Source organism: Candidatus Sodalis sp. SoCistrobi (assembly GCF_900143145.1).
Classification (GTDB): Bacteria; Pseudomonadota; Gammaproteobacteria; order Enterobacterales; family Enterobacteriaceae; genus SoCistrobi.
Map to the genome: position 1 here is coordinate 1 of NZ_FRDB01000081.1, position 11,629 is coordinate 11,629.

The following is an 11,629-nucleotide window of genomic DNA, read 5'->3' on the forward strand; positions in this document are numbered from 1 at the left end:
CGGCGACTCCTACGATAATGCGATGGCAGAGAGTATCAACGGGTTGTACAAAACGGAGGTTATCCACCGCGGGAGCTGGAAAAACCGGACGGAAGTGGAGTTGGCCACGCTGGACTGGGTGGACTGGTACAACAACAGAAGGCTGCTCGGGCGGCTGGGTTACATCCCTCCTACTGAAGCCGAAATGAACTATTACGCTTTGCAATTAGCATCAGAGGAAGCGGCGTAGTATTGCCAAAATTACTCTCTAATAAACTCGGGGTTATTCAGCTTCAAACATTTGCAGGGCCCGCAGCGGGGGAAGCGTCTCGGCCATGGTTTAGTTTTTCTCGCGGCAAAGGGCAAAATATCTCGCTGGCGTCACCCCTTACTCCCCGGCATGATGGAGAAGAGGGGGCGGCAGGCTGAATAGTCACTTTAGCCTGACTTGAAAAGTGGACGCAAGAGCGGGAGGCGTGATGACAATCCGTTACCGGATGGGGATCAGTGAATGGGGAATGCTACTTGGTCTGTCTCTGCTGTGGGGAGGATCGTTTTTCTTTAACCGTCTGGCGCTGCGGGAACTGCCGCCGCTGACGGTAGTGATGCTGCGCGTCGGCCTGGGGGCACTGGCGATGTGGCTGTTGCTGCGGCTGCTCAGGCTCTCTTTTCCTACCGGACTGCGTCTGTGGCCGGCGTTTATGCTGATGGGGCTTTTGAATAATGTTATCCCCTTTACCCTGATCGTCTGGGGACAGTTGCATATCGCCAGCGGCCTGGCCGCCATTCTCAACGCCACGACACCGTTATTCTCCTTATTGGTCGGCTGGTTAGGGGTCGGCGGCGCCCGGCCGGCAAGGCGTCAGCTCGCGGGGGTGGTCACCGGCTTCGGCGGGGTGGCCGTCATGACCGGTGTTGGCCTGCAGTCGGCAGCGCCCAGTAGCCTGGCGGGACAATTAGCGGTACTGGGCGCCGCGCTGTCCTACGCTTGCGCCGGCGTTTATGGCCGCCGCTTTGCCGTTATGGGCCTCAACCCGCTGCTGACCGCTTGCGGTCAGGTCAGCGCCTCGGCGCTGGTGCTGTTACCGCTGACATTGTTCGCCGACCGGCCGTGGACCCTACCCTCTCCGAATGGGGTCACCTGGGGCGCCATCGCCGGTCTGGCGCTGTTGTCTACCGCGCTGGCCTATGTGCTGTTTTTTCAATTGCTGGCGCGCGCCGGGACGCTGAACCTGATGCTGGTGACTTTTCTCATTCCGGTCAGCGCCACCCTGCTTGGCGGTTTGGTGCTGCACGAGCGGCTACAGGGAACCGAGCTGGCGGGCATGGTTATCATCCTGCTGGCCCTGATTATCATCGACGGCCGGCTGGGAAGGCGACTTTTTCGCCGCGAAGCGTCACGCTCCCCGCCCTGAGAATACCTTGCGGGGAGCGCGTGGAACGGGAACGGCTAGCGTTATTCTCTGGCGGCGCTATCGCGCTTGGGGATGGGTCGACCCGACCAGTAGCCCGCCAGTATTGAACCAGACAAGTTGTGCCATACCGAGAACAGCGCGCCGGGCAACGCCGCCAGCGGCGTAAAATAAATTTTGCCCAGCGTCGCCGCCAGACCCGAGTTCTGCATGCCGACCTCCATGGCCAGCGTGCGACAGGTGGTTTCGTCAAAACCGAACAGCCGGCCGCCCCAATAGCCCGCCAGCAGACCAATACCGTTATGCAGAATCACCGCCACGATCACAATCAACCCCACCGAGCCGATAAAGCTCTGGCTGCCGGCGACCACCGCACTGATGATCAACAAAATACACACCATCGAGAACGCGGGTAAAAAGGGCTCGACCCTTTTGACCATCGCAGTGAACAGATGATGGATAACCAGTCCGGCAAAAATCGGGATCACGACGATCTGCAGAATGCTCATCAGCATGCCCGCCACATCCACCTTGATATGGGTATCGACATACAGGCGCGTAAGCAACGGCGTGGCGAAAACCCCGACCAATGTCGACACGGCGGAGATAGTGACCGACAGCGCCACATCTCCCTTCGCCAGATAAATCATCACATTGGAAGCGGTACCGCTGGCGACGCTGCCGACCAGAATCATCCCCGCGGACAAGTCCGGCGGCATCCGAAACAGCCAGGCCAAGACCCAGGCCGCCAGCGGCATCACCAGATAATGCAGGAAGGTGGCGGCGGCTACCGGCGCAGGCCTGGACAGCACACGCTTAAAATCCGCGAAGCGCAGCGTTACGCCCATGGCAAACATGATAAGCATTAATAGGGTGCTCACCCAGCCGCCGAGCGGGGTAAAACTGCCCGGCGTATAATAGGCGACGATGGACAGTAAAATAGCCCACAGCGGGAACAGGCGGGTGATTTTGTTCAACATAGTCGGGAGGATCCTTAATTGTTTTTTTAATTGTCAGTGATGTTGCGATCACGCCGGCGAAGACGCGACCCGTGCCATAGCGGCATTAGTTTTACCGTCTATTGTTACTCGTAGCAATAAATTCACGTTAAATCCCTGCGCCACTCAGCAACAAGGGTACCGGCGCTCTTGGCGGGCTCCTCACCGGGCGGGTATCGGGCTAACCGCGCGGGTGGCGAACTCTTTTTGCGCTTTAACCGTCACAGGCGCCATGAAGCCGCAGAACGGTATTGGCGAGGCCGGCGGCCGCCTCGCAGGGTTCCTGCTACTTTCATCGCTCGGGCAATATCGCCTTAGACTCAGGCGCACGACGTGATGCGCCCGTCCTGTATCCGGTCACATTTCGCTCCGGGCCGAAGCAGCGTACTTTCAGCGTGGATACACTGGCTGCCGGTTACTCAGGAGGTTTTGCTATGATTGCGGTTCTTTTGGGAGCAGAAGCACATCCAGAAGCACAGGCGCATTATCTTCAGCTCGCCGCAGAGCTGAACCGTTTCTTATGGATGCGCCGGGCTTTATCGCTCTCGAACGTTTTCAAAGTCTGACGACACCCGGAAAAATCCTCTCCCTCATCAAGTGGGAGGACGAGAAGTCCGTGGCGGGCTGGAAACGCTATCTCAGGCATTAGGCAGCCCAGGAAGGGGGTAAAGGGTCAATTTTTTCGTTTTATTGGCTACGCGTCGCCCGCGTATTACGCGATGACACCGCAGATCGGATGGCCCCATAGGCATGGGGGCGCTTAAGCCATCAACACCGGCTGTGGCATGGCACGCTTGAGCCATCAACACCGGTTGAGCCATGGGGCGCTTAAGCCATCAACACCGGCTGTGGCATGACACGCTTGAGCCATTAACACCGGTTGAGCCATGGGGCGCTTATCAACACCGCTTGAGCCATGGGGCGCTTAAGCCATCAACACCGGCTGAGGCATGTGTCAAAGCGCTCTGTGACGACGCCGACCGGCGCAGTCTGTCTACCGTGGCAGGCACCACGCCCGATCTCTGCCGGGATGCCGCGGCGCCGTGGTTTACGCGAGTCTGCGCAGTTGGCGGCCCGTCGCCAGACACCACAGGGGAAAGGGCAGCGTAAACACCAGCAACAACCATATCAGGCTATAAACCGCATTAACGCCATCGTTCTGCAGGTTGATATACAGCTTGACCGGTATCCCCTGCGGAAAATAGGAAAACACCAGCACAATGCCAAATTCACCTACGGCGCGCACCCACGCGATGGCCAGACCGGTGGCCAGACCACGACGCGCCAACGGCAGCGTCACACGCCATAGTACCTGCCGTGGCGGCGCGCCTAGCACTCTGGCCGCGTCCTCCAGCGACGGCGGCACGCCTTCAAACGCCGCCCGCGCCGACAGGATGAAGTAAGTCAGCGCGCCATAAATTTGCGCCAGTACGAAGGCCGCGGCATTGTTGGTCAGGGCCCACCCCACCGTTGCCAGCGCTTCTCCCAAAGTACTGTAAGGGCCATAGGCTGAAACCAGCAGAATACCTAAAGCAAGCGGCGGCGTCAGCAGGGGGATTAGCACCAGCACCTCGGCGAAGCGACGCAGCGGCGAAGCGCCGCGGGCCAGCCACAGCGCCAGCGGCGTACCCAGCACGACAATGAGCGGTACAGAAAGCGCGCTAAGACCGAGCGACACCGCGACGGCATTCCAATCGCCGTAGGCCAGATGGAAATCCCCCCATGACGTCACGCCAAGGAGGGTGATAAACGGAAGCGCTAGCAGCAGCGCCGGCACACCGAACCAGCCGGCCGGCGACATCGGGCGGGAGATCACCACGCGTTACGGATACAGTACGCCGCCTTTCGGCTGGCCGTAACCGTTATCCTCTAGCAACTGCTGACCGGCCGCGCTTTGCATGAAAGTGACGAAACGGCGTCCAGCCTGCGCATCGGGGGCATTTTTCAGCACCGCCGCATAGAATACCAGCGGCTGCGTGTGCAGGACTTTCTCTTTACCCGCCGCATCACGCACCGGGAAGCTGACCTTGCTATACCATTGCTCGCTCATATCGGGGTTACTCAAATTGATTTCGTCAGGCAGCGTAATATAGGGCAGCTTAGCGGAAATCGTCGCGCTCTCATAGCCGGAAGCCGCGTCAACTTGTCCGGCTTCCAGCCGGGTCAACAGTCCTCCTTCAGCAAATACCTGCTGCGGGTTCTGCACATCACCAAGAATGCGGTGCGCCAGACCGGGCTGTTGATAATATTTTTCCGCCAGCAGTAGCGTAAAGATGATGTTCTGACCCTGTGGATCGCTGACCGGATCGGTGCGGCCGAAGCGCAGTCCCGGGCTTTGCATCACCTTCCACCACGGTTGGGCATCCGGCTTGCCGTCTTTGATCGCGGCCAGCGCCGGAGCGAATTTCCCTTTCGGATTGTAGGCTATCACCATGCGGGTACTGGCCACCGGCACGGCGCTATCAATGAGTCCCGCCTGCTTGAGGATATCCATCGGTCCCGGCGTGATGGAAACAAACACATCAGCCACGACTTTTTTCGACGCCAGCAGGCGCGCCATGCCGTAAGCGCCCTGCCCCTGTCCCTGATAGGTGAGATGTTCTTTTTCGGCGAAGGCCGGCCCCAGGTGTTTATCCATCACCACTCCCATTGAACCCGCATAGGTGACGCGAATGTCGTTCGCCGCCTGCGCCTGCAATGAAAGCAAAATGCCCAAAGTCCCTGCAAGTACCGTCTTTAAAAGGTGTCTTTTCATTGTCTCTGCTTATCGTTATATAAAAAGTTATATAACAATAGCGAATTTATTCCCTTGAAAGCAAGCGGTCTGCGCCGGGATAGCCGCGCCTTGCGGGCGGTAATCTCGGCATCGCCGCGCCGCGAGCGGCAAACAGGCAATAACTCATTGATTGTCGGGTCATGGCCTCGAACAGAGATGGCACCTACCCTTTAATTATCGTCGACCCGCGACGGGCTTTCCCCGCATTGCGGCTGATGGGCGTGGTGATGCACCGGCGAATTTACGGCTTTAGCACGCTTTCTTTGCACTTACCTGCCTCAGGTGACTGACGCCAACGCTCGCCGTGGGGCTTTGTCATCATCGCAGTGGTCCGGCCCGGTAATGGCCCGGCGCGGAATTGAACAAAAGCCTGACGACACCCTTTCCGGTAGGAAAACGTAGTGAAATGCACCTAACGCAGAAATGACAATAAAAAAACTGAAACGCAGCGTCACCCGCGGTCGCCCCGAGACATGGCCGACTGACATGACAGGGTGGCTATTGATATTGATCCCTAAAGAGAGAATCTATGATGAAAATGACATTTATCGCCGCGACGGCGCTTATTCTGGCGACCTATTCATTCCCAATCCTGGCCGCGCAGGAAGTCACCTCGCCGCCTGCCGGACAACAGCCGATGGGCGCCGTTTCCGCCACCACTTACAGCAGCAGCGTGACCGATTTGCAACAGCAATTGGAGGCCAAGGCGGATGAAGCAAACGCGTCTTCCTATCGCATCACCTCCGCCGGGGGGACCGATACGATGAGCGGCACCGCCGAGCTGTATAAATAATCCGTGCAACCGGAGCGTGGCGCAACCTCACCCGCTCCGTAAAAGCCTCTGGCACGCGCATCCGTCTCAAACACACCTATCCGCCCTGTTCGCGCCGTAAATAGCGTCTGACCGGTGCTATCCGCGCCGGAAATCATCTCTGTCTCGCGCCATCCGCCCACAAAAACCTTACCCGCCCTATCCGTGCCGTAGATAGCGTCTGACCGGCGCCATTCGCCTTAAAACTTCCCCTCCGCGCCGGCCAAAGCCAGACCGTTTACTGCTCGCAACAGGGCAACTGCCGGTAGTGAAGCAGCGCAATGCGGTGATTGCGATGTACCTTATCCGCCTTAGGCAGGCCGGGCGGCAAATCTTGACCGCGATCCAGCAGCAGCACCAGCGCCACGTCCCCTTTAAGACGCTTGTGCGCCAGCCAACCGGGAAAACCGTCACGGCTCAAATGGCGCCCCTGCGCGTCGATGTAGCTCAGACCGTAGGTCAGCTCCCCCTTGTCGTCATACATCAGCACGTCATCGCGCTCCAGCTCCCAGGCCAACGCCGTCGCTACGCCGACATGATTACTGAGCACATAACGACTTTGATTAAGCGTGGTTTCGTAACGGCGGATAAATTCCTGCGGCTGATTGCCGTCTATGATGCGCTGAGGAACGATTTGACCCACCAGCAGGCTGAACAGCAGCGGACAAAGCGACGCCAACGCCCAGCGATCCCCCTGCGATCGTCGCGAAACCGCGGCAAAACACAGCCAGCCGGCGAACGCCAGCGTGCCGATAACGATGCGCGGCCACTCGCCGGGGGAGTAAATGCGCGCCCAGGGCAACAGACCGCTGCCCGCCAACAGCAAGGCGGCGATGGCGCAGAGCGAAAAGGCGGTATTAATGCCCGCGTTAACGTCAAACACTTTACTGCGCAGCGCGTCGGCGCACTCGCGCCCGTAGGCCGCCAGCAGCAAGGCCAGCGGCGCCATGCACGGCAGAATATAGGTCAGGAGTTTCCCTTTCGCCACGCTGAAAAACAGCAACGGCATGACCACCCAGCATAACAGCAAAAAGCGCTCCGGCCGCGTGCGGCGCGCACGCCAGCCCGCGGCCAAAGCGCCCGGCAGCACCCCCAGCCAGGGCAACGAGCCCAGCGCCAGCACCGGCAAATAAAACCAGAAGGGAGCGCGATGCTGAGCATTCTCCGCGGCGAAGCGCTGAATGTGCTCGACCCAGAAAAAGTAGTGCCAGAAATCCGGCTCCAGCCGCGCCAGCGCCAGTGCCCAGGGCAGATTGACCAGCACCGCCAGCAGCGCCGCCAGCGCGCCGTAAGCCAGCGTGGACTTGAGTTGCCGGTAGTAAAGCGCCACCGGCAGTACCGCAATGGCCGGAACGACCAGGGCGAGGAACCCTTTGGTCATAAAACCCACGCCGCAGGCGAGGCCGAACAGCAGCCAGGCCACCCATCGACCGGTCCGGCTGTCGGCACGCAGGGCGAGGACATGCGCCGCCATGGCGGCATTGAGCCATAAGGCGATCATCGGATCCAACACGCTATAGGTGCCGACGCCAAAAACCAGCAGCAGCGACAGAAAAATCAGCGCCGCCAGCAGCGATTGGCGCAGCTGACGCCCCAACGTCCACGACACACTGAACACCAATAGCGCGCTCAGGCCAGTACTAAAAACCGACGCGAAGCGTACCGCGAAATTGGTGCTACCAAACAACCACTGGCCGATATTATTCATCCAATAGCCGGCCAGCGGTTTCTCAAAGTAGCGCAGCCCTAAGAGATGAGGCACCATCCAGTCACCGCTGGCCAACATTTCCCGGCTGATTTCGGCGTAACGCGTTTCATCAGGCTGCCACAGCAATCGCCCTTCCAGTGGCACCAAATAGGTCAGCACAAAAAACACCGTCAGCAGGGCCAGCCAGACTCCCGCCCTGTCCCTCACGCTTTCCGGCCTGGGGCCACGGTGGGAAGCATGGACGATCGTCGGTACCGACCCTTTGGCGCAAGCGCCGGGTTTGCCCCTGCGCCAGACGATGTCACTGCGTGCGCCGCCCGCCTTGTATTCCCGGCTCATGGCATAAACTCATCGCGCGCGGCGGAAGACGCGCCAATGACCTGCTGAATCACCGCCCCGGGTTGGGCGCGCAGCGTTTGGTAAATCCGGCTGAGATACTCGCCGAGCAGCGCCAGCGCGATCAGCTGCGCGCCGACAAAGGTGAAGAGGAAGGCGAAAAGCGTGAAGACGCCGTCGCCGGCCCATACCTGGCCCAGCAGACCGCGCAGCAAGAGCATTCCCAGCCCCATGCAAAACCCGGCCATGGCAATAAGACCGCCGATGATGCTCAACAGGCGGAGCGGGGCGGTCATTAGCGTTGCGGCCAGATCGTACAGCCGGTTAAGGGCGTATAGCGTCCTGAAACGCGATAGGCCATGCTTGCGCGGCGCGTGGCTTATCTCGATATCGGTAATGCGCTCGGTCAACCGGTTCGCCAGGATAGGGACGATGCCGCGCTCGCGGCTTTGCAGCAGCGCCGTGACGATTGGCCGGCGGTAAGCGCGCAGGGCGCAGCCATAGTCCGCCGTGCTCTTGCCGGTGACGCGGCGAATAAGCCGGTTGAGCGCATAGGAGGCCAGCCGTCGTGCCCAGCCATCCCGGCGGTTGGCGCGTATGGCGCCCACGATGTCATAGCCTTCGCGGGCAATACTGACCATGCGCGGAATCTCCTCCGGCGGCGACTGCAGATCGGCGTCGAGGGTGATAACCACCTCCCCCCGCGCCTGGCTGAAACCGGCCATGATTGCCGGATGTTGCCCATAGTTTCGGTTGAGCAGCACAGCGACAAACCGGCTGCCGGGAGCCTGAGCGGCGGCGCACAGCAGCGCAGTGGAGCCGTCGCGGCTGCCGTCATCCACCAGAATAATTTCGTAGCGCAGGCCTAGCTGGCGACAGGCGGCTTCGGTGCGCTGCAACAGAGCCGGCAGATTTTGCGCCTCATTGAAGATGGGAATGACGACCGAAACCGAGCCCAAGCGAGCGGCGTCAGACACACGCATTCTCCCGCAACGGCCAGCGGCGCCAGGAAAAAGAGGCTTGGTTATTTCCGTTACCGGTCATGAGATGAGAAAACAGTGGATAGAAGCTCACGGCAGTTACCCTGAAAATATCATATTTCCGGGCACTATAAATCCTGACCCCTTAACGAAGAATAAACATCAAAAGGATCTGTTTAATATTGTATAACGCTTATCGAGCTTATTCCCTCAATGTTCCCCCGCAAGAATAAGACGACGCTTCAACGTTAAAAAAAGGGATAATAATCGGCAAAGGTTGCCGACGGCGGTTTGCCAGCCGCAACCGCACGCGCGCGACATCATAAGAGAAGGCAGGGTATATTGTCACTGTTATTCCGACTATTATTGATGGGGAGCGGCATTATTCTGACGTAGTGTTATTTGTTACTGTAATTGAATAAAAGAGGTTCAATGGTCCCGTCGAAAAACTAATTTCGTCACCGCCGGCCATTTTCGCCGCCACCGTCATTCTGTATTCATCCCCAGCGGCGATGTGCAGATTATTTCCGCTGGCGAATAATTATTCCCATGAAGTCCATAAGCGTATTAGCACGCGTGCAATCGACGCAGGCGCTTTCACCGCCACCTTACCACAGGTAGTGAACAGGATGCCTGAACCCGCGCCGCACAGAGCCAGCGCCAAAAGCGGACAGCCGCAACCCACATCGCCACCGCCTTCGGCCAGGTCAGGCGTCTGGACCCGCGCCGGCTGCCTCCGACATTGTCACATCCGGCGACCCGCGCTGGCACCTCTCCGGGCCGGTATGAACGTGAGGGTCAGGAGCGTGGTGTATCCGGTTTGCCGTCGTGACAGCCAAAAGGCAGATCGGGATAATCCCGCCAACGGTCGGCGCGACGCGCCTCGTAATCTGGGTTTAAGGGGTAACGGATACGATTTTCCGGCTTGTCGGCTTCGCCTACCACCAGCAGCATGACGTCGTCCGCCGTGTTATTGATGAAGGTATGGCAAATCCCGGTACCGGCAGGTAATCCGACCGCATCCCCCGGCGACAGGGGGTACAATTCCCCATTTAGCCAGACGTCTGGCGTCCCCGCCAGGACATAGACGAACTCTTCTTCCTGGCTTTCCGCATGGGGATACGTGCTGCGCCGCCCGGGGGGCAAACGTTCATGGTGGATGCCGATCCGGGTCAGGCCCAGCGCCCGCCCGAGCGGCGCCCCGAAGCTGAAGCGCTCGTTATCGCCTTCATAAGTACCGTTGCCATCATCTTCCAATTCACGCCAGTGGCGAATAAAGTCGGGTCGAGTCATGAAGAATACCCATTGGCCGACAACCCGCGTGACGGGTCGACAGGCTATTGTAGTCGCGGGTTACTGACCAGCACATAGCGGCCGGCGCCAAGCAGCATAATCACAATGCCGCCCATGAAGTATAGCGCCTCCGTTTCCAGCTTCCAGGCGCCGACTTGCGTGCGGGTAAAGACATCAGCGGTATGCACCAGCAGGGTGGCCACCACCAGATTGACGGCATAGATCAGCGCGGCGGGACGGGTCATGAAACCAATAATTATCATCAGCGGCGTCACAATTTCACCGATATAGGCGCCGTAGGCGATAAACGCCGGCAGGCCGTGTTGCGCCAACATGCCGCCGATCCAGCCCACCCCGTGCTGCATTTTGAACGCGCCGTGAAACAGCATCAGGATCCCGAAAGTCAACCGCAACAACAACTTGGCGAGGTCGGGATGGTCGGACAGGCGGGAAAAACCGTTATTCAGGGAAGCGAACATGGGAGATACCGTTCTTATGAGTTACAGTAGACGCAATCCTAACGATAAAAAGTATCAATCTCCAATCAAATTCCCTGACTATCTTCTTCGAATAAATGCATCGACCGGTGGAGTGACAGGATTTATTGCGGGCGCTGCTGACGTTTGATTTCCTCCAATTGACGGGATATATCCGCCAACTGTTCTTTAATCGAAGTGACGATATCGCCTTCCAGGTAGTCAATTTTATCGTGCAACGCGTACATTTCCAGATCCGACTTCACGTTGACGTTGGAGGCGATTTCCGCCCGGTACCTATCCACTTCCCCTTCCCTTTTCTGGCTCATCATAATCGCTGGCGCGGTATAGGCCGCCTGAAAAGATAAAAATAAATTCAGCAGGATAAAAGGGTAAGGGTCGAAGCCGCTTTTTCCTATCAGCAGGTTATAGCTGGTCCAGCCGATAATGATGATGGTCTGGATAATAATAAAGGTCCAGGTACCAATCACGGCGGTAATGGTATCAGCCATCCGCTGGCCCAGCGTCCGGGGCGCGATAGCATCCGAGGAAGGCATTAATAATGTTGCATGCTCACTACGGCTACTCGCCCGTAATTCTTCAAGCTGTTTTTTTGATTTGGCGTCCATAGCGGCATCCCTAGTTAAGTGTATTTTATTTATAACATTGATTATTATTTAAAATAAATTATAAATAACTTTAACACTTTTGCCACTTTTGCCCCGAGGAATTGGGTCATGACTCAGATTTGCTGATAATGGTGAATGGTCATATACCATCCAATGATCTTGTCATGCATCGTTTCTGATTTTGAAAAGCAAATGGTCTTACGAGCAAGACGTTTAATGTGGGTACGTAAA

The 11,629-nt window shown here is 58.1% G+C and carries 12 protein-coding genes and 1 pseudogene; 4 read left to right on the forward strand and 9 right to left on the reverse strand.

The genetic code is table 11. The features are described 5' to 3' along the window. On the forward strand, nt 1-229 hold a 229-nt coding region (locus CINSTRO3249_RS07370), incomplete at its 5' end, for an integrase core domain-containing protein (protein ID WP_143146879.1). A 229-nt stretch (nt 230-458) separates the two neighbouring features. Then, nucleotides 459-1,394: a DMT family transporter gene (locus tag CINSTRO3249_RS07375; protein WP_074012797.1), complete on the forward strand. Its 936-nt coding sequence runs from the start codon at nt 459-461 to the stop codon at nt 1,392-1,394. A gap of 41 nt (nt 1,395-1,435) precedes the next feature. Here CINSTRO3249_RS07375 and panS read toward each other — a convergent pair whose 3' ends face one another. Beyond that, entirely contained in the window at nt 1,436-2,371 is a 936-nt protein-coding gene (panS, locus tag CINSTRO3249_RS07380) for a ketopantoate/pantoate/pantothenate transporter PanS (protein WP_074012798.1), read from the reverse strand. A 452-nt stretch (nt 2,372-2,823) separates the two neighbouring features. Here panS and CINSTRO3249_RS07385 point away from each other — a divergent pair. Then, a pseudogene (locus CINSTRO3249_RS07385) lies at nt 2,824-3,137 on the forward strand (antibiotic biosynthesis monooxygenase). A 300-nt stretch (nt 3,138-3,437) separates the two neighbouring features. On the opposite strand, the gene CINSTRO3249_RS07390 reads toward CINSTRO3249_RS07385, so the two are convergent. Both CINSTRO3249_RS07390 and CINSTRO3249_RS07395 read right to left on the reverse strand, forming a co-directional pair. After that, nucleotides 3,438-4,190: a molybdate ABC transporter permease subunit gene (locus CINSTRO3249_RS07390; RefSeq protein WP_074012804.1), complete on the reverse strand. Its 753-nt coding sequence runs from the start codon at nt 4,188-4,190 to the stop codon at nt 3,438-3,440. Nucleotides 4,191-4,211: 21 nt separating this feature from the next. Beyond that, on the reverse strand, nt 4,212-5,144 hold the full coding sequence (locus CINSTRO3249_RS07395; RefSeq protein WP_074012799.1) for an extracellular solute-binding protein: 933 nt from the start codon (nt 5,142-5,144) through the stop codon (nt 4,212-4,214). A 550-nt stretch (nt 5,145-5,694) separates the two neighbouring features. Between CINSTRO3249_RS07395 and CINSTRO3249_RS07400 the strand changes: the two genes are divergently transcribed. Continuing rightward, nucleotides 5,695-5,958, forward strand: a complete 264-nt coding sequence (locus tag CINSTRO3249_RS07400) for a multiple stress resistance protein BhsA (protein ID WP_125933143.1) — start codon at nt 5,695-5,697, stop codon at nt 5,956-5,958. 256 nt (nt 5,959-6,214) lie between these two features. Here CINSTRO3249_RS07400 and arnT read toward each other — a convergent pair whose 3' ends face one another. The 6 genes from arnT to CINSTRO3249_RS07430 all read right to left on the reverse strand — a co-directional run. Beyond that, nucleotides 6,215-7,891 carry a lipid IV(A) 4-amino-4-deoxy-L-arabinosyltransferase gene (arnT, locus tag CINSTRO3249_RS07405; RefSeq protein WP_074012806.1) on the reverse strand — a complete coding sequence of 559 codons (1,677 nt, stop codon included), beginning with the start codon at nt 7,889-7,891 and terminating at the stop codon, nt 6,215-6,217. A gap of 128 nt (nt 7,892-8,019) precedes the next feature. Beyond that, nucleotides 8,020-8,997, reverse strand: coding sequence for a glycosyltransferase (locus tag CINSTRO3249_RS07410; protein WP_254304312.1), 978 nt, complete (start codon nt 8,995-8,997; stop codon nt 8,020-8,022). A gap of 801 nt (nt 8,998-9,798) precedes the next feature. After that, nucleotides 9,799-10,293 (reverse strand): cupin domain-containing protein, encoded by a 495-nt coding sequence (locus CINSTRO3249_RS07415; RefSeq protein WP_074012801.1) that lies wholly within the window; start codon nt 10,291-10,293, stop codon nt 9,799-9,801. A gap of 44 nt (nt 10,294-10,337) precedes the next feature. Beyond that, nucleotides 10,338-10,772, reverse strand: coding sequence for a DoxX family protein (locus CINSTRO3249_RS07420; RefSeq protein WP_074012802.1), 435 nt, complete (start codon nt 10,770-10,772; stop codon nt 10,338-10,340). A gap of 122 nt (nt 10,773-10,894) precedes the next feature. After that, nucleotides 10,895-11,326: a DUF1003 domain-containing protein gene (locus CINSTRO3249_RS07425; RefSeq protein ID WP_084790144.1), complete on the reverse strand. Its 432-nt coding sequence runs from the start codon at nt 11,324-11,326 to the stop codon at nt 10,895-10,897. Nucleotides 11,327-11,511: 185 nt separating this feature from the next. Further along, nucleotides 11,512-11,629, reverse strand: a 118-nt coding sequence (locus CINSTRO3249_RS07430; RefSeq protein ID WP_217265379.1) for an IS1 family transposase, incomplete at its 5' end; no start/stop codon positions are given.

Coding starts and splice junctions, on each gene's coding strand:
- CINSTRO3249_RS07375 (WP_074012797.1), top strand. CDS start 459: ATGACAATCCGTTACCGGATGGGGATCAGTGAATGGGGAATGCTACTT.
- panS (WP_074012798.1), bottom strand. CDS start 2,371: ATGTTGAACAAAATCACCCGCCTGTTCCCGCTGTGGGCTATTTTACTG.
- CINSTRO3249_RS07390 (WP_074012804.1), bottom strand. CDS start 4,190: ATGTCGCCGGCCGGCTGGTTCGGTGTGCCGGCGCTGCTGCTAGCGCTT.
- CINSTRO3249_RS07395 (WP_074012799.1), bottom strand. CDS start 5,144: ATGAAAAGACACCTTTTAAAGACGGTACTTGCAGGGACTTTGGGCATT.
- CINSTRO3249_RS07400 (WP_125933143.1), top strand. CDS start 5,695: ATGATGAAAATGACATTTATCGCCGCGACGGCGCTTATTCTGGCGACC.
- CINSTRO3249_RS07415 (WP_074012801.1), bottom strand. CDS start 10,293: ATGACTCGACCCGACTTTATTCGCCACTGGCGTGAATTGGAAGATGAT.
- CINSTRO3249_RS07420 (WP_074012802.1), bottom strand. CDS start 10,772: ATGTTCGCTTCCCTGAATAACGGTTTTTCCCGCCTGTCCGACCATCCC.
- CINSTRO3249_RS07425 (WP_084790144.1), bottom strand. CDS start 11,326: ATGCCTTCCTCGGATGCTATCGCGCCCCGGACGCTGGGCCAGCGGATG.